Genomic DNA, 18,235 nt, shown 5'->3' with positions numbered 1-18,235 from the left:
CGACGGACGGGCGCGAGCTCTTGGGTCCATTGAAGTCGAGTGCTAAGGTGAGTCAATGTCATGTTTCAGATCGGGGGAGCAACGTCGTGCCGAAGAAGACCAGTGAAGTCCTCGAACAGCCTGTCGAGCCGACTCGCCGCAACCCCACGCAGCAACGCAGCCGCGAACGTCAGGAGCGCATCCTTGGCGTGGCGACGGATTTGATCGCGACCAAGGGCAGCGATCAGCTGAAAATGAGTGAAATCGCCGAGCGTTCGGGGATTTCCATCGGCTCGCTGTATCAGTATTTCCCCGATAAAAGCTCGGTGATCCAGACCCTGGCCGAGCGTTACAACGCCGAATGCCGTTGCTGCATCGAACAGGCGTTGGGTGCGGTAGAGGACGCGCAGGGGCTGCAGGCGGCTTTTTCAGACCTGCTGGATCAGTACTACGAGATCGTGCTGGCGACACCGGCGATGCGTGACATCTGGTGCGGCATGCAGGCCGACAAGCAGCTGCTGGCGCTGGAACTGCAAGAAAGCCGTGAAGCCGGCGATGTGCTGGCCGAGGCGATGCTGCGGGTGTACCCGCACTGTGATGCGCAGAAGGTTCGCCAGTCGGCGTTCCTGATCTGGCATCTGGGGGAAGCGACCGTGCGCCTCGCCATCTCCTGTGAGCCGCAGGAAGGGCGGGGGTTGGTCGAAACGTTCAAGCGCATGTCACTGCGCGAAATCATGCAGCCGCCGGCTTGAAACCCAATTACCTGACTTTCCAGCTACCGCCGCCGGTTTCGCAATCGATCCTGGCTTGCGCCAGATTTTCCGCGTTGTAGTAGAACGTTTCCAGACGCAACCAACCGGCGGCCGTGGTGATCGGCCGCCGGATGCTGTCAGTTACACGAAAGGCTGGCCACTGAAACCACGGGGAAGTCTTTGCAGGCCGGGCATGGCCACCATTCGTTCGGTCCAGGCCTGGCGCCAGTCGGTCGCGGTTGGGGTGAGCCTGGCTTTGCGGGCGGCGCGTCGCGCGGCGTTGCGCTGGGTCTTGCGCGCCTCTTTGTAGGCGTCGGTGTTGCGACAGCTTCTGCATTTGACCCGGTTCAGTTCACGGGTTGAAACGAGGTTGTTGCCTTTGTGACCGCAGGCCAGGTGCCCGCTGACTTTGAAGTGGGTAACCATCGGGACGTCTCCTCGTGACGTGTGATCGTTGGACCCCACGGGGCTGGCGACGTTCATTGAGTGGAATTCGAGCAAAAAAAATCCCAGCACGGGGCTGGGCTGTTTTATATCGGGAGGAGTGGTCAGTGGGGCAAGCAGACACGGGCTGGCTGACGAAAATGTCGTCAGTCACGCCTGCGGTGTCGCACCGTTTGCTTGCATCAAAGGCTCATCTGAACCGTGGCAGTGGCCGGTCGACAGGTTTGAGTGCCGACAGGGTGTTGCGGATCAGGGGAGTATCCTTTTCGATGTCGTTCAGGCGATCGCGAATTCGCAGGGCGGTCGGATGTCCGCCTTGATGATCGACCCAATCGGCGATTTCCTTGCAGGCAGCTGCCAGGCGAACCTGACGGGAATCGAGCAAGGTGAGCAGGGTGGTGATGGACTCTTTTTCGGACATGGGAAGCACCTCCGTTGAGGACACCTGAGGGCAGTAAAAAGCCCGCTTGGGGCGAGCTTGCTACCGATTGAAGCTGAAAACCTCAGCTTTCCTCAGTATAGACCCGTAGCAGGCACGTCAAGGCTCCTCAGCCTTGGCGGGCCGTTACCTGTGATCTGGCATTCAGCTGGCGGCAGACGCGCTGCGCGTCTTCTTCAAGTTCAAAGCCGTCACCGAAATAGCCGTTGGTGCGGGTATCGTAAATGCGGTACCAGACAGCGGCATCGGGTGGTGGGTGACCGGTTTCGCCGGCCCGGCGGCCATGGATGATGATTTTATTGCAGCGCTTGACGACAAAAATGTCTTCCATGGCTTCACCGCAGCTGATTCATGTACAGATCAAATATAGAAGTCATTTGTAATCGTGCAAAAAATAGACAGGTCAACTCGTCGGCTCTGACGCCAGTTTCTCCAGCAACATCGCCAGCGCGACTTCCTCGGCGCGTAAGCCCTTGCGCACCCGCGGCCGTGGCAGTTCGGCCAACCGGCCTAGCGGAAAACCCTCGAGCACAGCCGGATGGATATAGCATTTGCGGCACACGGCCGGCGTGTTGCCCAGTTGTCTGGAGACGTCTTTGACCATCTCCACCACCTGCCGTTTCGCTTCCGATTCAGGTTGCCATTGCAGTTCACGCAGCACCGAAAGTGCCAGGGCGCTACCGGCCCAGGTGCGATAGTCCTTGGCGGTGAAATCGGCACCGGTCAGGGTTTTCAGGTAGGCGTTGACGTCGGCAGAAGTGACGCTGTGCCGCTCGCCGTCCTCGTCGAGGTATTGAAAGAGGTTCTGCCCGGGGATTTCCTGGCAGCGTTTGACGATCCGCGCCAGCCGACGATCCTTCACCGTGATTTGGTGTTCAACGCCACTTTTGCCGCGAAACTGAAACTTGATCGCACTGCCGTTGATCTGGACATGACGATCGCGCAGGGTGGTCAGCCCGTAGGACCGGTTTTCCTTGGCGTATTGAGTGTTGCCGACGCGAATCAGCGTGGCATCGAGCAGGGTGATCACGGTGGCCATGACCTTGTCGCGGCTGAACCCCGGCTCTGCCAAGAGGGCTTCCAGCTTTTTACGCAATTTGGGCAGCGCCAGGCCGAAATCCCGCAGGCGCGAGTACTTGTCGCCATCGCGCACTTCCCGCCAGCGTGGGTGATAGCGGTACTGTTTGCGGCCTCGAGCATCGCGGCCGGTGGCTTGCAGGTGACCGCGCGGATCGGCGCAGATCCACACATCGGTGTAGGCGGGCGGTACTGCCAGTGCGTTGATGCGATGAACTTCTTGCTGATCGGTAATGCGTTGGCCGGCCGGATCGAAATACTGGAACTTGCCCCGCAGTTTCTTGCGGGTGATACCGGGCAGTGTGTCATCGACGTAGCGCAGATCGGGCGGCAGGGCGTCGGGCATGGCGATTGTCCTTGGCGTGGAGTCAGGGGCCGTTAAAGCCATTGACCCCACGCCTTGGCGGTCGTGCCAATGACTTTTATGCCAGTACGGCCACTGCCTTGATCTGCGCCCACAGCGGCTGACCGGGCTGTACCTTGAGCTGGTCGCGGGAGAAGCGGGTAATGCGCGCCAACAGCGGTGTTCCCGCCACATCCAGGCGCAGCAGCACGTGGGCGGCGTTATCGGCTGCCATTTCGCTGACCACGGTCACCGGCAGTCGATTGAGGATGCTGCTGTGCTCGGCGTTGTGCAGGCTAAGACTGACATCTCGCGCCTGAACCTTGCAGCGTAATGTCTGACCCGGCGCCATCGGTGTATGAGCCACGCGCAGGTTCAGGTCGGTGTCGGGTAATTGCACGGTCAGCAACTGGTAGTCGGCATCGTAGTGGCTGACGCGACCCTCGATTACCACACCGGCGTCATCGCCCATGGCCAGTGGCAGATCGAGACGCGCCAGAGTCTGACCGACAGGGCCGCTGGCCAGGGCCTTGCCCTCGCTGAGCAGCACGATGTGGTCAGCCAGCCGCGCCACCTCATCCTGGGAGTGGCTGACGTACAGCACCGGAATATCCAGTTCGTCGTGCAGCCGCTGCAGGTAAGGCAGGATCTCGCTTTTGCGCCTGGAGTCCAGCGCCGCCAGTGGCTCGTCCATCAGCAGCAGTTTCGGGCTGGTGAGCAGGGCGCGGGCGATGCCGATGCGTTGCCGTTCGCCGCCGGACAGGTGTTGCGGATGACGATCGAGCAAATGGCCGATCCCCAGCAGCTCGGTGGCATGGGCCATGTCGACACGGCGCTGGTTTTTGGGGATGCGCTTGAGCCCGAACTCCAGGTTCGCCAACACCGACAGATGCGCAAACAGGCTGGCTTCCTGGAACACGTAACCCAGGGCACGTTTGTGCGGCGGGACGAAGATCTGCCGTTCGCTGTCGAGCCAGACCTCGTCATTGACCTGGATGAAGCCCTGTTCGGCACGTTCAAGGCCCGCGATGCAACGCAGGCAGGTGGTCTTGCCCGAGCCTGAGTGGCCGAACAACGCAGTGACGCCACGGCCGGGCAGCTGCAGGTCGACATCCAGGGCAAAGCCCGAATAGCTCAATTTCAAGCGTGTTTGAATCATCGATCAGCTCCAGCCTGCTTTGGTTTTGCGACTGGAGTACAACGCCAGCAACACCGCGAAGGAGAACACCAGCATCGCCCCGGCCAGCCAATGGGCCTGGGCGTATTCCATGGCTTCGACGTGATCGTAGATCTGCACCGACACCACGCGGGTCTTGTCGGGAATGTTGCCGCCGATCATCAGCACCACGCCAAACTCACCCACGGTATGGGCGAAGCCGAGGATGGCGGCGGTGATGAAGCCGGGGCGGGCCAGCGGCAGGGTCACGCTGAAAAAGGTATCCCAGGGATTGGCGCGCAAGGTGGCGGCCACTTCCAGCGGACGGGTGCCGATGGCGGAAAAAGCGTTTTGCAGCGGCTGGACCACGAACGGCATCGAGTACAGCACCGAGCCGATTACCAGACCTGCAAAACTGAAAGTGAGGGTGCCGAGCCCCAGTGACTGGGTGAAGTGGCCGATGAACCCGTGGGGACCGAGGGCCAGCAACAGATAAAAGCCAATCACCGTGGGCGGCAGAACCAGGGGCAGGGCGACGATCGCCCCGACCGGACCGCGCAACCAGGATTGGGTGCGCGAGAGCCACAACGCCAGCGGGGTGCCGATCACCAACAGGATGACGGTCGTCAGGGACGCCAGTTTCAGGGTCAGCCAGATGGCGGAAAAATCGGCACTCGTCAGGGTCATTTAGAGCTGGTAACCATAGGATTTGATGACGGCAGCGGCTTTCGGGCCCTTGAGGTAGTCAACCAGCGCCTTGGCTGCCGGGTTGTCCTTGCCCTTGTTGAGGATCACCGCGTCCTGTTTGATCGGGTCGTGCATGTCAGCCGGAACGATCCACGCCGAACCGTTGGCGACTTTGCCGTCTTTGTAAATCTGCGACAAGGCGACGAAGCCCAGCTCGGCGTTGCCGGTGGAAACGAATTGATAGGCCTGGGTAATGTTCTGGCCTTCAACGATCTTGTCCTTGACCTTGTCGGTCAGGCCCAGCTTGGCCAGGACCTGGGTCGCTGCCAGGCCGTAAGGCGCGGCTTTCGGGTTGGCGATGGACAGGTGCTGGTACTGGTTGTCGCTCAGTACTTTACCCTTGGCATCGACATAACCTTCCTTGGCCGACCACAGTGCCAGGGTGCCGATGGCGTAGGTGAAGCGCGAGCCCTTGACGGTATCGCCTTCCTTCTCCAGTTTTTCCGGGGTGGTGTCGTCCGCCGAAAGGAACACTTCGAACGGCGCGCCGTTCTTGATCTGGGTGTAGAACTGACCGGTTGCACCGAACGAAGTCACCAGCTTGTGGCCGGTGTCTTTTTCGAAATCGGCGGCGATCGCCTGGATCGGCGCGGTGAAGTTGGCAGCGACAGCGACCTGGACCTCATCGGCCTGGGCGGAGCCGAAGGCGAGTACAGAGAGAAGGGTGGCCAGGCAACCAGGGGCAAAACGTGAGGCACGAATGGTCATGAAACGGCTCCGTTATAAGCAGGTGTTACGAGGGGGTGATTCGTTATATAACGGAATATATAGCGAAATGCCTGCAAACGGAATGGACTGTTTGCTTACGCCACAGTTCAAGCCCTCCACAGGCTATCGTGAGTCAGACAGTGGTTGCGGATTTAGCGGTGAGTCAACCTGGCCAACCCATCCTCCGCCAACCGCCGGGTCAACTCCTCACTCGTCATCTCAACGCCCAGGGTAAACGCCTGCCCGGCCCACAGATTGCTGAAATCCGCTTCCCCTTTGGCCCGCAGCGGCATCAGCGCACCACCCGCGAGGGGGAACGCCGGCGCCTTGTCGCTGATCGGCCCAAGCTCGCGCATGACCCGGTTGAGAATCCCCCGCGCCGGGCGACCGGTGAACAGGTTGGTCACGGCAGTCTGGCTGGCCTGGGCCGTGCGCAGTGCCTTGTGGTGCGAGGCGCTGACCTTGGCTTGCGGAGTGAACAGATAAGCCGTCCCCACCTGCACCGCCGAAGCGCCCAGCATGAACGCCGCCGCCACTCCACGACCATCGCTGATGCCACCTGCGGCTATCACCGGCACCTTCACCGCGTCCACAACCTGTGGCACCAGGGCGAAGGTGCCGATCTGGCTGCTCAAGTCTTCACTGAGAAATATCCCGCGATGCCCGCCTGCTTCGTACCCCATGGCGATGATCGCATCGCAGCCGTGCTCTTCCAGCCAGATGGCTTCTTCGACTGTCGTGGCTGAAGACAACACCTTCGCCCCTGTGGCCTTGACCCGATCGAGCAGGGATTTCTCCGGCAAACCAAAGTGAAAACTTACGACTTCGGGGCGAAACGCCTCGATCACTTCGCAACCCGCGACGTCGAACGGCGCGCGGTTGGACACCGGTGTCGGCGCATCGAAGTCGACGCCCAGCTCGCGGTAATAGGGCTCCAGCAGATTTTTCCATTCCCGCGCGCGCTGCTCGTCCACCGGCGGCGGTTGGTGGCAGAAAAAGTTGACGTTGATCGGACGCTGGGTGTGTTGGCGGATGGTTGTCAGCTCGTCGCGCAACTGGTCAATGCTCAGCATGGCCGCCGGCATCGAACCCAGGCCGCCGGCATTGCAGGCGGCGATGACCATGGACGAATTGGTGGCGCCGGCCATGGGGCCCTGGATGATGGGCAGTTCGATGCCGAGCAGGTCAAGAATGCGGGTGTCTGGCCATTGGCTCATGGTGAGAGTTCTCCGACTGGGAAACCGGGCAGGGGAGTAGCGGCGATCAGTTTAACGGCGATCCGTACCCATTGGCCAAGCCTCGTTGCCCCCGACCCTGGAGGCGCGAGCTTGCTCGTGATGGTGGTCAACGATGACGTGGGGAACCAGACCCCCGCGCAGTTCCAGAATCCATCACGAGCAAGCTCGGCTCCTGCAGTGGAAGCAGAATTGCGTTTAGCGTCGATGAAATCCGCCGCCACCACCCCCGCCAAACGAGCGATTCATGAACTGGGACGAGTTCTGAAAGTTGTTCATCCGTTCATTGCCGAACGAGCGGGCCTGGTAGTCGCGGTTGAGATTTTGCACTTGCGTCGTATTGGCCGAATTGAGGCGGTTGGTGCCGCCGACCATCGATTGCCAGCCATCATCGGTCTTCTTGTAGACGTTGCCATCGTGGCCGGCGTAAACGTTGTTGCCGATCTGCGCGGCGCCACTGTTGGGGCCGCGCACGCTGCGGTAATCGGTGGTGTTGCCGGTATTGGGGTTGTAGACCGCGCCACGATTGGCGTTGACCTGATTGCCGGTGTACACGTTGCCCGCGGTCACGTGCTGGCCGGCGATGGCTCCACCGTTGGGCCCCGTGGCAACACCTTCGCGCCCGGCCGCGTAGTTGCCGGTATAGACATTCTCCACGGCCCCTCGTTGACCGGCAGCGGCGACGCCGGTGCGCGAGTTGTAGGAGGCGCCGACCTGTCCGGCCCAGCGATTACCGGTCCAGGCGTTGTACCCGCCACTGTAGCGACTGACCGAGGCGCTATCGCCCCATTGACGGTAGATGTTGCCGGAGGTGCCGGCCCAGCCACCGGGTCCCCAGGCCACCGCACCGCCGTGATAACCGTAGGCGACGCCGCCCCAGGGCATCGGCGCCGGGTATAGATGGGGGCCCCAGGCGTAGCCCCAACCGTAATTGCCCCACCACGGATAAGCGCCCCAGCCCCAACCCACGGCCACGGTACTGCCGCCCCAGCTCCAGCCAAATCCGTAGCCATACGCCCAGCCGGTCCAAGGCGTGTAGCGAATCGCCGCGCCGAAACCGTAAGTCACCGGCGGGCCGTACCAGACCGTGCCGACCCATGGCGAATAGTAGTAACCCGTTCCGTACACCACCACGCCCGTGTCCGGATCCAGGGTTGAGCCCTGATAGCCCGGTGTGTAGCCCACTACCACGACGTCGCCGCTGGCTGAATAGACTTTGACGTAGGTGAGGTAGTGCAGGGGGGAACTGGGGGGAATCGAATAAATGACGGCCGGCACCGAGGTGGCGACTGTCCACGGGCCCTGCACCGAGGTGGCGACGAACCAGACCCCGTTCTCCACCGCGTACCAGCTCTTGGCGTCGACCATGATGATCGGTGTCGGGCTGTTCACCACGTACTGCAACGGCGTGCCCTTGATGCCATTGAGTTGCGGCTGGCCGTCGAATTGCGGCGCCGTCATTTTCAACTGGCTCTTCTTGACGGCCGAGGTTTGCGCAATGCTGGCGGCAATCGCCGCTTCCTTCGCTTGCGGTGTGCCTGCCACCGAAGCCTTGGCGTTCTCCTTGGCGCTGTCGTCAGGAATATTGGCAAAGTCAGCCGGCAACTTGTCCGCCGGCACGAAGGTCCAGGGGCCTTGCATGTCAGGGGCGCGGAACCAGCGACCGGAGATCAGCAGGTAACTGTTCTGGTCGCCGATCTCCTTGAAGATGTGTCCGGTGGTGTTCATCACATAAAGCAGTTGCGTGCCCTGGATCGGCTGCCATTGCGCGGCGCCGTCCGTGACAATCAATTCCGTGGGTTTTGTCGCCACATGAATCTGTGGCACGGGCGGTTTGGCCAGGCTGGGGATCTTGTCCTTTGGATCGCTCTGGCCTGTCAGCAGGTCGACCTGACGGCTCTGGATCGCGGCCTTCCTGGCTTTTTCCAGATCAGCCGAAGGTGACGCTAACGGGGTATAGGGGCCGCTCAACGCATCCGCCGCCATCCAGCCGTCGAACACATGCAGATAATGTTTGCCCTGGGCATCCTTGAGCAGCAGCGGCCGGGTGTTGATCACCCGTTGCAGCACAGTGCTTTCGACGGGGCGATACACCGGCTCGCCGTCGATGTACACCAGAATGGCCGGCACTTCGGAGCTGATGATGGTGGGCGGCGTGTTGTCGATGGGGTCGCTGCTTGCCTTCTGCTCGGCGGCGACCGTGCCCAGTGCGGCTTCGAGTTGATCCAGGGAAATGGTTTTCTTGCGGTTCAGCGCATCGTTTTTCAGCTCTTGCATCCAGCTGTCGAGGTTCGTCGCGGCGGAGGGGAAATCGACTTTGGTGATGGTGTACTGATCCAGTTCGACCCAGCGGGTGGCCTTGTCCACCAGCGTATGGGCACTGAAGTGCACAATGCCGAAGGTGGATTTGCCGTCCTTGTCGGTGACCTCCACCGCGGCCCGGGCCAGCAGGGTGTAACCGTCCCAACTGTCGAGTTGCGGCTGGTAGATCGTCAGTTTGGCATCATCGTTGTTCAGCACCTGCGGCCAGCTCGGGGCATCGGGTGCCGGGGGCTGCGCAGGTGCGGCCTGGATATTGGTAAGGCTCATCAGGCAGAGCATCAGTACCGCGGCAAACGAACGAAGGCAGGACATGGTCAACTCCATCGACAGGACCGTTCTCGCGGTTTTTGACCACCGCGAAAAAAGCATAGCCGCCGGTAATGGAAAAACCCGGAGCCTGGGTGAAATGGCTCAATGGTTGGGGTGCGGGTGAAGGACATTGCACGGTGGCCGCTTGTGGCCTGGCCCAGTGCATGGATTTCCCGGCGAGGGTCGCGCCGTTCATTTTGCGTGGCGTGACCCTCGCGGGGATCAACAGTGTCACGCAGCCCAAGGCCCGGCGGATCGAGGCCTGGCGCCGACTGGCGCAGGATCTGGATTTCAAGCTGTTGGCGTTGATCAGCCACGAAATCGGCTTGAGCGAAGTGATCGAAATGGCGCCACGGCTGCTGGCCGGGCAATTGCGCGGGCGGGTGGTGGTGGACGTAAACCGTTGACCACTGACACTCCCACCCCGTAGGAGCGAGGCTTGCCCGCGAAGCTTTTAGAGGCCTCTCTGGCCTATTCGCGGGCAAGCCTTGCTCCCACAGGTCCGTGTGTTTACAGGTCGGGGTGTTCCCGGTCGAGCAGTTGGCGCTTGCGCTCCACGCCCCAACGATACCCGGACAGATTGCCATCGCTGCGCACCACGCGGTGACAGGGAATCGCGACCGCCAGGCTGTTCGCACCGCAGGCCTGGGCTACGGCGCGGACGGCTTTCGGTGAGCCGATGCGCTGCGCAATGTCGGCATAGCTGGCGGTGCTGCCCACGGGAATCTCCCGCAACGCTTGCCAGACCCGCTCCTGAAACGCCGTGCCGCGTACATCCAGCGGCAGATCCAGGCCCAACGCCGGCGCCTCGATAAAACCCACGACCCTGGCGATCAGTTGTTCGAAGTCCTTGTCGGCGCCGATCAGATTGGCGCGGCGAAACTTGTCCTGCAGGTCGCAGACCAGTTGCTGCGGATCATCCCCCAGCAGAATCGCGCACACCCCACGCTCGCTTTGCGCCACCAGAATCGCCCCGAGGGAGCACTGGCCGACGGCGAATCGAATGTCGTTGTTCTGCCCGGCGGCGCGGTAATCGGCGGGTTTCATGCCCAGCACCTGATCCGCCGCCTCATAAAAGCGGCTGTTGGAGTTGAAGCCGGCGTCGTACAGCGCGTCGGTAACCGAACGGCCATCCGTCAACCGCTCCCGCACCCGGCGCGAACGATGGGCGGCGGCGTAACCCCGGGGCGTCAGGCCGGTCACGGCCTTGAACACCCGGTGAAAGTGAAAGCTGCTCAAGCCGGCGCCCTGGGCCAGGTCGTTCAACGCCGGAAGTTCCTCGGCCGTTTCGATCTGGCGGCAAGCGGCAGCCACCGTCGCGGCATGTTGCGCCGCCAGATCACTCTGATCCTTCGCCGCACGCTTGCTCGGGCGATAACCCGCCGCCTGCGCCTGTTCGGCAGTATCGAAGAATTCGACGTTCTGCGGCTTGGGCAAGCGCGCCAGGCTGCTGGGGTTGCAGTAGATCCCGGTGGTTTTCACCGCGTAGACAAACTGCCCGTCCGCCTGTGGATCGCGTGCGACAACGGCGGCCCAGCGTGGATCGTTCTCGGTGCTGATTTTTGTCGTTTGGCTTGTCATGGCTTTGTATCCGTTGACCCGTTCAGCACAGATTAATCACCTGCAAGTGCCCCGGCACTCCGGCGCTTGCGGTCAAATTCCGAGCGTTCAACGAGCCTTCAATGCGACCGACGAAACGTGAAGTTGATCCGCTGCTCGCCGAGGATCGAGTGCTGCCCGTCCTTGATCGGCAGGACGCCGTGATAACGCAAGCGATCCACGCCGCCCCAGACCACGATGTCGCCATGCAGCAACGGCACTCGCTGGCTTTTGTCGCCCCTTGCGAACCCTCCGAACAGAAACATGGCCGGCAATCCCAGCGACACCGAGACGATCGGCTCTGCGTAGGATTTTTCGTCCTTGTCCTGATGCAGCGACATCTTTGCGCCTGGGACATAGCGGTTGATCAGGCAGGAATCGGGCTCGAAGTCTGTAAACCCCGCGTCCCGTGCCGCCGCCTGCGCCAACTGGAAAAACACCTCCGGCATCGACGGCCACGGCAGGCCCGTTTGCGGATCGTCGCGGGTGTAACGATAGCCGCTGCGATCGGTGGTCCAGCCCCACGTGCCGCAACTGCTCAAGGCCACCGACATGGTGAAACCGCCGGGGGTGACCATTTGCCGCAAGGGCGCAGCCGCCAGCACCGCTTCCAGTGCCGGCAGCAAGCGGTCCAGCCAGGGCAGGGCAAAGCCCCTCAATACGCAGGATTGTTCGCCGATCTGTTCGCGCCGCGGCTGTTGCTCCGGCTCGGCGTCGGCGAACAGGTCAAAGGTCATCGGGTTCATGGTCATGACGCATCGTGAAAAATTATGCCCAGGGTATGGCGTTTGCCGCTGTGCAGGCGACTGACGCCGTGGCGCAGGGTGACCCGGTAAAAGCCGCGGGTGCCTTGGACCGGTCGCTGGTTGACGGCAAAAATCAAACCATCCCCTTTCTTGAGGCCCACCACCTGCGGGCGCGATTGCATGCGCGGACGTTGTTCGGTCAGGACGAATTCGCCACCCGTAAAGTCTTCACCCGGTTCTGACAGAAGAATCGCGACCTGCAGTGGGAAAACGTGCTCGCCGTACAGGTCCTGATGCAGGCAGTTGTAGTCCTGCGGACCGTATTGCAGCAACAGTGGTGTAGGGCGTTGCTGACCGGCGGCATGACAACGTTCGAGAAAGGCTGTGTGGTTGTCAGGAAAACGGTCTGGCAGGCCCATATGCTCGTACCAGCGATTGGCGATCGGCACCAATCGCGGATACAGCGCACTGCGCAGGCGCGCGACCAGGTCCGGCAGGGGGTAGCGCAAGTACTTGTACTCGCCGCGGCCGAAGCCGTGGCGGGCCATGATCACTTGCGTGCGAAAGGGATCGGATTGGCCGTACAAGGCACTGAGTTCGTCACAGGCCTTGTGGCTCAACAGCGAAGGGATGACCGCACAGCCGTCCTGATCGAGTTGCTGTTCCAGCGACGGCCAATTCAGCCTGTTCAGGTATTGCTCACTCATTGGCGGGCCTCACGTGATTGAGGCGAGCAGTCTGCGACGGGTTGTGGGCGCGGACACTCCGTCGCTTGCGGTCGAACTGCGAATTACAGCGCCTTGCTGACGCTGATTTCGCTGATGACATCGTCGCCCTGGCCGTGCAAGGCGTCCAAGGCGGCCTTGGCTTCTTCCTGGGTGCCGTTTTCCAGCTGGGCGAATTCGAAGCGGCGTTCGCCGTTGAGCTTGTACTTGATTACGTATTTGGTTGTCTGGGCCACGGTCGTACCTGTCTGTCTGGGGCTCTGTTCAGGAGCGGGAAGGCGATGTTCAGCTGAGCTTGGTGGCCGAGCGGCGGATGATTTTGATCGAGTGGGTCAGGTTCGGCTTGCGGGTCACGCTGATCGCCCGACGGCTGACGGTGTCGATGGTGATGTTCCAGAAACCGGTGCTCGGCGCGGTAATGCGCGCGGGGAATTTGTCGAATGCGCCACCGTGATAGGTGTGACGGCCGCCATTTTTGAAGCTGCGGAAGTTGGCGTCGTTCATCAGGCGGATGTTGCAGGTCTGCGAGCATTGAATGACGACGATGTCGTCCTCGTTGAGGTGCTCGCGCTGGTGAATGAATTTCATGTGGGCGCCTCCGGAAGGGCTTTTTCTACAAAATCAAAACGATGGGGCGCAGTTTATCAGCCCGCAGGCGGAAATATCCTGTTGCCTGACGCTGCTTTGACAATTTAGAGACGTTCCGGGGCGTAGGGTGCAGATAAATGCAGTCGACCCCGGAGAAAAACCAGGTTTGTGCTGTCGGAGGGTCTTTATCGGAGGTTTGGTATGAAGTGGGGTGTGTGGGGTCTGCCAATGGTCTTGGCATTGGGTGGTTGCGCAAGCGTCTCGGAGATCAACCAGACGCTGCCCACCATGAACGTGATTTCCGGCAAGAAACCCCATGAGTACGCGCAATGCCTGAGCGAAAAGCTCGCCAGCAGTCGCGGAGCGTTGCAGATCGAACCGCACAAGGACGGGGTGCGGGTGATCGTGCCGCAGAAACTGTCATCGGGTCCGACGGCAGTATTCGATATCGAAGAGCGTTCGGGCGGCAGCAGCATCAAGTTGCATGAGAGCATGTCCAACGTGCCGGTGCGTCCAAAGGATGTGCAGAATGCCGCGAATGCGTGCATTTCTGGCTGATCGACAGCCGATATTCACAATAAATGCCGCCAAACGGGCGGCATTTGCATAACGGAGGCAGGGCGCCTTACTTGCAGACCACCACGACGCTGCGGTTCTTGTAGTTGCCGACGTCTACGCCCAGGGTCTTGTCGCTCTCGTCCGGCGCCGGCGTGCCATCGGTGCCGACGATGCGGTAGCCGGTGCCCGCGCAGGACGCGTCGGCCTTTTCATAACAGCTCGCCCAGGAGTTGGCTTCGCCTGAACAGTCGATGGCCAGGCCTTGTTCGCCATTGTTCAGGTAGGTGGGTTCGGACGTCGCGCAGCCACTCAGGGCCAGTACCGCGATCAGTGGCAAGAATTTGGTCATGTCGGTGTCATCGAAAGGGGATGGGCAAAGCCTGTGACAGCGTCGCGGGCAAAAGGTTGTGGCGATAAGCCACTGTAGGAGCTGTCGGAGGCTGCGATCTTTTGATCTTTTTTGAAAATCAAAAGATCGCAGCCTCGTTGCACTCGGCAGCTCCTACAGGGAGCGTTTCAATTCGGGCATTGCAGGGATCAGTTTTTGTCCTTGCCGCGCTTCTTCGGTTCCGGATGCTCAAGCTCCAGCACCGCCGCCACTTCCACCGCCATGGCTTCGGTGGGGAATGGCCCGGCGATTTTCTCGCCAGCCGCGCTGTTGATCGACCATTGGCCGTCGTTGGTCTTGTTGATCAGGTACCCGTTGACGATTTTTGCTGCCGACATCTATCTGCCTCGTTGGCTGGTTGAATTGTCGCAATCATAGCGTTTAATGCCCCAACCTGTTCAGGCGACAAGCGTGCAATCCTGCCGGTCTCTGCTATCACTAACAGGTTGCTGACGGAGGAACTTCACCTTGGCGGAACTATCCGCCCAAATATTTCTCCTATGATGGCATCGGTTAGCCAGCGCGGGCATTGTAAGGTGCACGCCGCCTGATTAGACTGCGCCGAACTCGTACACACAGCCCTTTCAAGGACTTATATGATCAAGAAATGCTTGTTTCCAGCAGCCGGTTACGGTACTCGCTTCCTGCCAGCGACTAAAGCCATGCCTAAAGAAATGCTGCCGGTGGTAAACAAGCCACTGATCCAGTACGGCGTCGAAGAAGCACTGGATGCCGGGTTGAATGAAATCTCCATCGTGACCGGTCGCGGCAAGCGCGCCCTGGAAGACCACTTCGACATCAGCTACGAGCTGGAAAACCAGATCAAGGGCACCGACAAGGAAAAATACCTGGTCGGTATCCGCAAACTGCTCGACAACTGCTCGTTCTCCTACACCCGCCAGACCGAAATGAAAGGCCTGGGCCACGCGATCCTGACCGGTCGTCCGCTGATCGGCGACGAGCCGTTCGCCGTGGTGCTGGCGGACGACCTGTGCGTGAACCTCGAAGGCGACGGCGTACTGACCCAGATGGTCAAGCTGTACAAGCAGTTCCGCTGCTCGATCGTGGCCATCCAGGAAGTAGACCCGCAGGAAACCAACAAGTACGGCGTGATCGCCGGCGAGATGATCCGCGACGACATCTACCGCGTTCACAGCATGGTCGAGAAGCCAAAGCCGGAAGATGCGCCATCGAACCTGGCCATCATCGGTCGCTACATCCTGACCCCGGACATCTTCGACCTGATCGAACAGACCGAGCCAGGCAAGGGCGGTGAAATCCAGATCACCGACGCCCTGATGAAACAGGCCCAGAACGGCTGCGTAATGGCCTACAAGTTCAAGGGCAAGCGTTTCGACTGCGGCGGCGCCGAAGGTTACATCGACGCGACCAACTTCTGCTTCGAGAACTTCTACAAGACTGGCAAGGCGTACTGATAGCGCGCCAGCTTGCTTGTACTGAAAAGCCACCTCCGGGTGGCTTTTTCATTTTCCGCGCCCATATTGTTGGCAACCCTTGCCCTGTGAACGACTGCGGGTATGCTGTTCACCTGCCGAGGAGATAGACGATGGCCTACGATTTTGACCTTTATGTGATTGGTGCCGGTTCCGGCGGTGTGCGGGCGGCTCGGTTTGCCGCCGGTTTCGGTGCGAAGGTGGCGGTGGCCGAGAGCCGCTATCTGGGCGGCACCTGTGTGAACGTCGGCTGTGTGCCGAAAAAGCTGTTGGTCTACGGCGCGCACTTCGCCGAAGACTTCGAGCAGGCCTCGGGTTTCGGCTGGAGCCTGGACGAGGCGCAGTTCGACTGGGCGACGCTGATCGCCAACAAGGATCGCGAGATCAATCGCCTGAACGGCATTTATCGCAACCTGCTGGTCAACAGTGGCGTGACCCTGCATGAAGGGCACGCGAAAATCGTCGATCCGCATACTGTCGAGATCAATGGCGAGCGCCACAGCGCCAAACACATCCTGATCGCCACGGGTGGCTGGCCGCAGATTCCGGAGATTCCGGGTCATGAACTGGCGATCAGTTCCAACCAGGCATTTTTCCTTAAAGAACTGCCACAACGCGTACTCGTCGTGGGCGGTGGCTATATCGCGGTCGAGTTCGCTGGCATCTTCCACGGTCTCGGCGCCCAGACCACCTTGCTCTATCGTGGCGAACTGTTCCTGCGTGGCTTCGACGGTTCGGTGCGCAAGCATCTGCAGGAAGAGTTGACCAAGCGCGGCATGGATCTGCAGTTCAATGCGGACATTGAGCGTATCGACAAACAGGCCGATGGCAGTCTGAAAGTGACGCTCAAGGATGGTCGTCAGCTCGAAACCGATTGCGTGTTCTACGCCACGGGGCGGCGTCCGATGCTGGACAATCTGGGGCTTGAGAACACCGGGGTCAAACTCGACAGGAAGGGTTTCGTCGAGGTCGACGATCAGTACCAGACCGCCGAACCGTCGATCCTCGCATTGGGCGACGTGATCGGTCGGGTGCAACTGACACCCGTGGCCCTGGCCGAAGGCATGGCCGTGGCGCGGCGTCTGTTCAAGCCTGAGCAGTACCGTGCGGTGGATTACAAGATGATCCCGACGGCAGTGTTCAGCTTGCCGAACATCGGCACCGTCGGTCTGACCGAAGAAGAAGCGCGCGATGCCGGGCATGAGGTGGTGATCTTCGAAAGCCGTTTCCGGCCGATGAAGCTGACCCTGACCGAATGCCAGGAGCGCACGCTGATGAAGCTGGTGGTGGACGCCAAGACCGACAAGGTGCTGGGTTGCCACATGGTCGGGCCGGATGCCGGTGAAATTGTCCAGGGCCTCGCCATCGCCTTGAAGGCCGGCGCCACCAAGCGCCACTTCGACGACACCATCGGCGTGCACCCGACGGCCGCCGAAGAATTCGTCACCATGCGTACGCCGGTCGCCGGTTAAGCGTCCTTCGCTGCGTCTGGCGCTGCGGCCTCAAGGGCCGCCGCCAGACGCACGCTTTCCTGGTCGAGGTCCGCCTGGGCCTTGGTCAATCGGCTCTCCAGTGATTTGTTGAGCTGCGCCTGCTCGTCGATATTCTGTTTCAACGACTGACTTTCCAGCAGGGCCACGCGCAAGCGTTCCTGGAGGAGGGTGCGTTCGCCGTCGACCCGTGTGATCTGCTCAAGCAACTGATCCTGGCGGGTGTTGCTCTGCTTGAGCTGTTCCTGCATCGAGCCCAGTTCGCGCAAGGTGCCGCGGTTCTCAGTCAGCAGGCGCTCGTTGTCGCGGTGCAACTGGGTGATTTCATCCTGGCGCACCAGCGCGCTTTGCTGGGCCTGGCGCAACTCCATCTGCAACTGCTGCACCTGGCTTTCATGGCGACTGTGTTCCTGCTCGCGCTGCTCCTTGACGGCATTGCGGTAGTGCTCGAGGGCGTCGCGGGCGTGCAGGTGCTTTTCTTCCAGCGAGCGGATCTGCTCGTCCTTGTCCTGCAAGCGCAATTCGAAATCGGCCAGCGCCTGATTCAGTCCGGCATTGCGGGTTTGTTCGGCCTGGAGGAGGGCGCGGGTTTCGTGCAGCGCCTCGGATTCCTGGGTCAGCGCCAGGCTCTGGATTTCGTATTGCTGGTGCAGTTCGGTGTTGGCTTCCCGGGCTTCTTCAAGCTGGGTTTCCAGTGCCTTGCGTTGCGTCTCGAATTGTTCGCGAGCCTGATCGATCGGCTCCTGAGCCTGCTCCTTCAAGCGTTGCGCCAGGCGTGAAACCAGGGCCAGCAACTCATCGTCGACGGGCTCGGCCGGTTCTGCCTCCGCCGGCTTGAGGTCTTCCCCCAACTCCTTCAGATAGCGATGAATTGTGGTTTTCGATCCGGTATTGCCCATTTCGATGCGCACGGCATCGATGCTTGGGTTTTCACCGCGGGCGAGGATCGCCAGACGTGCAGCCTGAACGACCGCCTTGTTTACACCGCCACGGGCCATGATTTCTCCTGCTGCTTTTGCATGTGGTACGTACTACGTAAAAACACATTGTACCACTCAAATAAAATAGATAAATACGGATGATTATTCACACGGGATATACTGGTATTACCCCGTGTCATAACGATTCCAGAGTCTTTGACACGCCATTTCAGTACACCACGCCCTCTGTAGGACA

General features: G+C 60.8%; 21 protein-coding genes and 1 pseudogene. 5 read left to right on the top strand and 17 right to left on the bottom strand.

The features are described 5' to 3' along the window. Window positions 1-86 precede the first annotated feature (86 nt). Window positions 87-731: a TetR family transcriptional regulator gene (locus HNO86_RS17120; RefSeq protein WP_175378120.1), complete on the top strand. Its 645-nt coding sequence runs from the start codon at window positions 87-89 to the stop codon at window positions 729-731. 141 nt (window positions 732-872) lie between these two features. On the opposite strand, the gene HNO86_RS17115 is transcribed toward HNO86_RS17120, so the two are convergent. The 9 genes from HNO86_RS17115 to HNO86_RS17075 all read right to left on the bottom strand — a co-directional run bounded on the left by HNO86_RS17115 (window position 873) and on the right by HNO86_RS17075 (window position 9,514). Beyond that, on the bottom strand, window positions 873-1,157 hold the full coding sequence (locus HNO86_RS17115) for a hypothetical protein (RefSeq protein ID WP_175378119.1): 285 nt from the start codon (window positions 1,155-1,157) through the stop codon (window positions 873-875). Between the two features lie 208 nt (window positions 1,158-1,365). Continuing rightward, on the bottom strand, window positions 1,366-1,596 hold the full coding sequence (locus HNO86_RS17110; RefSeq protein WP_034147138.1) for a hypothetical protein: 231 nt from the start codon (window positions 1,594-1,596) through the stop codon (window positions 1,366-1,368). A 127-nt stretch (window positions 1,597-1,723) separates the two neighbouring features. Continuing rightward, entirely contained in the window at window positions 1,724-1,945 is a 222-nt protein-coding gene (locus HNO86_RS17105) for a hypothetical protein (RefSeq protein WP_175378118.1), read from the bottom strand. Between the two features lie 72 nt (window positions 1,946-2,017). Next, complete coding sequence (locus tag HNO86_RS17100; protein ID WP_175378117.1) at window positions 2,018-3,037, bottom strand: DNA topoisomerase IB; 1,020 nt, start codon at window positions 3,035-3,037, stop codon at window positions 2,018-2,020. A gap of 76 nt (window positions 3,038-3,113) precedes the next feature. Next, window positions 3,114-4,193: a molybdenum ABC transporter ATP-binding protein gene (modC, locus tag HNO86_RS17095; protein WP_175378116.1), complete on the bottom strand. Its 1,080-nt coding sequence runs from the start codon at window positions 4,191-4,193 to the stop codon at window positions 3,114-3,116. 3 nt (window positions 4,194-4,196) lie between these two features. Further along, the gene (gene modB / locus HNO86_RS17090; protein ID WP_175378115.1) at window positions 4,197-4,877 is read right to left on the bottom strand and encodes a molybdate ABC transporter permease subunit; all 681 of its coding nucleotides are present in this window, start codon (window positions 4,875-4,877) and stop codon (window positions 4,197-4,199) included. Beyond that, window positions 4,878-5,645 (bottom strand): molybdate ABC transporter substrate-binding protein, encoded by a 768-nt coding sequence (modA, locus tag HNO86_RS17085; protein ID WP_175378114.1) that lies wholly within the window; start codon window positions 5,643-5,645, stop codon window positions 4,878-4,880. Between the two features lie 152 nt (window positions 5,646-5,797). Then, window positions 5,798-6,862 (bottom strand): nitronate monooxygenase family protein, encoded by a 1,065-nt coding sequence (locus HNO86_RS17080; protein ID WP_175378113.1) that lies wholly within the window; start codon window positions 6,860-6,862, stop codon window positions 5,798-5,800. 216 nt (window positions 6,863-7,078) lie between these two features. Next, window positions 7,079-9,514, bottom strand: coding sequence for an autotransporter (locus HNO86_RS17075; RefSeq protein WP_175378112.1), 2,436 nt, complete (start codon window positions 9,512-9,514; stop codon window positions 7,079-7,081). A gap of 128 nt (window positions 9,515-9,642) precedes the next feature. Here HNO86_RS17075 and HNO86_RS17070 point away from each other — a divergent pair. Further along, window positions 9,643-9,918, top strand: a pseudogene (locus tag HNO86_RS17070) (oxidoreductase); the annotation flags it as partial. A 103-nt stretch (window positions 9,919-10,021) separates the two neighbouring features. Here HNO86_RS17070 and ada read toward each other — a convergent pair. From ada to HNO86_RS17045, 5 genes are all read right to left on the bottom strand, one after another. Beyond that, a complete protein-coding gene (gene ada, locus HNO86_RS17065; RefSeq protein WP_175378111.1) occupies window positions 10,022-11,092 on the bottom strand; it encodes a bifunctional DNA-binding transcriptional regulator/O6-methylguanine-DNA methyltransferase Ada in 1,071 nt (356 codons plus the stop codon). 98 nt (window positions 11,093-11,190) lie between these two features. Then, window positions 11,191-11,856 carry a DNA oxidative demethylase AlkB gene (gene alkB, locus HNO86_RS17060; protein WP_175378150.1) on the bottom strand — a complete coding sequence of 222 codons (666 nt, stop codon included), beginning with the start codon at window positions 11,854-11,856 and terminating at the stop codon, window positions 11,191-11,193. A gap of 2 nt (window positions 11,857-11,858) precedes the next feature. Beyond that, entirely contained in the window at window positions 11,859-12,563 is a 705-nt protein-coding gene (locus HNO86_RS17055; protein ID WP_175378110.1) for a 2OG-Fe(II) oxygenase, read from the bottom strand. A gap of 83 nt (window positions 12,564-12,646) precedes the next feature. Next, a complete protein-coding gene (locus HNO86_RS17050; protein WP_175378109.1) occupies window positions 12,647-12,817 on the bottom strand; it encodes a hypothetical protein in 171 nt (56 codons plus the stop codon). Window positions 12,818-12,866: 49 nt separating this feature from the next. After that, the gene (locus HNO86_RS17045) at window positions 12,867-13,169 is read right to left on the bottom strand and encodes a DUF1883 domain-containing protein (protein WP_175378108.1); all 303 of its coding nucleotides are present in this window, start codon (window positions 13,167-13,169) and stop codon (window positions 12,867-12,869) included. A 201-nt stretch (window positions 13,170-13,370) separates the two neighbouring features. On the opposite strand from HNO86_RS17045, the gene HNO86_RS17040 reads away from it, so the two are divergent. Then, a complete protein-coding gene (locus HNO86_RS17040; RefSeq protein ID WP_175378107.1) occupies window positions 13,371-13,727 on the top strand; it encodes a hypothetical protein in 357 nt (118 codons plus the stop codon). Between the two features lie 67 nt (window positions 13,728-13,794). On the opposite strand, the gene HNO86_RS17035 is transcribed toward HNO86_RS17040, so the two are convergent. Together HNO86_RS17035 and HNO86_RS17030 are read right to left on the bottom strand one after the other, a co-directional pair. Next, window positions 13,795-14,076, bottom strand: a complete 282-nt coding sequence (locus HNO86_RS17035; RefSeq protein ID WP_175378106.1) for a hypothetical protein — start codon at window positions 14,074-14,076, stop codon at window positions 13,795-13,797. 188 nt (window positions 14,077-14,264) lie between these two features. Further along, complete coding sequence (locus tag HNO86_RS17030; protein ID WP_175378105.1) at window positions 14,265-14,453, bottom strand: hypothetical protein; 189 nt, start codon at window positions 14,451-14,453, stop codon at window positions 14,265-14,267. 258 nt (window positions 14,454-14,711) lie between these two features. Here HNO86_RS17030 and galU point away from each other — a divergent pair, with 258 nt between their 5' ends. After that, the gene (gene galU, locus HNO86_RS17025) at window positions 14,712-15,551 is read left to right on the top strand and encodes a UTP--glucose-1-phosphate uridylyltransferase GalU (protein ID WP_095194738.1); all 840 of its coding nucleotides are present in this window, start codon (window positions 14,712-14,714) and stop codon (window positions 15,549-15,551) included. 131 nt (window positions 15,552-15,682) lie between these two features. Beyond that, window positions 15,683-17,041 (top strand): glutathione-disulfide reductase, encoded by a 1,359-nt coding sequence (gorA, locus tag HNO86_RS17020; protein WP_175378104.1) that lies wholly within the window; start codon window positions 15,683-15,685, stop codon window positions 17,039-17,041. On the opposite strand, the gene HNO86_RS17015 is transcribed toward gorA, so the two are convergent. Continuing rightward, window positions 17,038-18,057 carry a DNA-binding protein gene (locus HNO86_RS17015; RefSeq protein ID WP_175378103.1) on the bottom strand — a complete coding sequence of 340 codons (1,020 nt, stop codon included), beginning with the start codon at window positions 18,055-18,057 and terminating at the stop codon, window positions 17,038-17,040. The genes gorA and HNO86_RS17015 overlap by 4 nt on opposite strands. Window positions 18,058-18,235: the final 178 nt, after the last annotated feature.

The organism is Pseudomonas sp. C1C7 (genome assembly GCF_013359595.1).
Classification (GTDB): Bacteria; Pseudomonadota; Gammaproteobacteria; order Pseudomonadales; family Pseudomonadaceae; genus Aquipseudomonas.
This window is presented reverse-complemented; position numbering and strand designations above follow the sequence as displayed.

Excerpts from the sequence above, each read along its gene's own strand:
- HNO86_RS17115 (WP_175378119.1), bottom strand. The coding sequence starts at position 1,157 with ATGGTTACCCACTTCAAAGTCAGCGGGCACCTGGCCTGCGGTCACAAA.
- HNO86_RS17110 (WP_034147138.1), bottom strand. The coding sequence starts at position 1,596 with ATGTCCGAAAAAGAGTCCATCACCACCCTGCTCACCTTGCTCGATTCC.
- HNO86_RS17105 (WP_175378118.1), bottom strand. The coding sequence starts at position 1,945 with ATGGAAGACATTTTTGTCGTCAAGCGCTGCAATAAAATCATCATCCAT.
- HNO86_RS17100 (WP_175378117.1), bottom strand. The coding sequence starts at position 3,037 with ATGCCCGACGCCCTGCCGCCCGATCTGCGCTACGTCGATGACACACTG.
- modC (WP_175378116.1), bottom strand. The coding sequence starts at position 4,193 with ATGATTCAAACACGCTTGAAATTGAGCTATTCGGGCTTTGCCCTGGAT.
- modB (WP_175378115.1), bottom strand. The coding sequence starts at position 4,877 with ATGACCCTGACGAGTGCCGATTTTTCCGCCATCTGGCTGACCCTGAAA.
- modA (WP_175378114.1), bottom strand. The coding sequence starts at position 5,645 with ATGACCATTCGTGCCTCACGTTTTGCCCCTGGTTGCCTGGCCACCCTT.
- HNO86_RS17080 (WP_175378113.1), bottom strand. The coding sequence starts at position 6,862 with ATGAGCCAATGGCCAGACACCCGCATTCTTGACCTGCTCGGCATCGAA.
- HNO86_RS17075 (WP_175378112.1), bottom strand. The coding sequence starts at position 9,514 with ATGTCCTGCCTTCGTTCGTTTGCCGCGGTACTGATGCTCTGCCTGATG.
- ada (WP_175378111.1), bottom strand. The coding sequence starts at position 11,092 with ATGACAAGCCAAACGACAAAAATCAGCACCGAGAACGATCCACGCTGG.
- alkB (WP_175378150.1), bottom strand. The coding sequence starts at position 11,856 with ATGAACCCGATGACCTTTGACCTGTTCGCCGACGCCGAGCCGGAGCAA.
- HNO86_RS17055 (WP_175378110.1), bottom strand. The coding sequence starts at position 12,563 with ATGAGTGAGCAATACCTGAACAGGCTGAATTGGCCGTCGCTGGAACAG.
- HNO86_RS17045 (WP_175378108.1), bottom strand. The coding sequence starts at position 13,169 with ATGAAATTCATTCACCAGCGCGAGCACCTCAACGAGGACGACATCGTC.
- HNO86_RS17040 (WP_175378107.1), top strand. The coding sequence starts at position 13,371 with ATGAAGTGGGGTGTGTGGGGTCTGCCAATGGTCTTGGCATTGGGTGGT.
- HNO86_RS17035 (WP_175378106.1), bottom strand. The coding sequence starts at position 14,076 with ATGACCAAATTCTTGCCACTGATCGCGGTACTGGCCCTGAGTGGCTGC.
- HNO86_RS17030 (WP_175378105.1), bottom strand. The coding sequence starts at position 14,453 with ATGTCGGCAGCAAAAATCGTCAACGGGTACCTGATCAACAAGACCAAC.
- galU (WP_095194738.1), top strand. The coding sequence starts at position 14,712 with ATGATCAAGAAATGCTTGTTTCCAGCAGCCGGTTACGGTACTCGCTTC.
- gorA (WP_175378104.1), top strand. The coding sequence starts at position 15,683 with ATGGCCTACGATTTTGACCTTTATGTGATTGGTGCCGGTTCCGGCGGT.
- HNO86_RS17015 (WP_175378103.1), bottom strand. The coding sequence starts at position 18,057 with ATGGCCCGTGGCGGTGTAAACAAGGCGGTCGTTCAGGCTGCACGTCTG.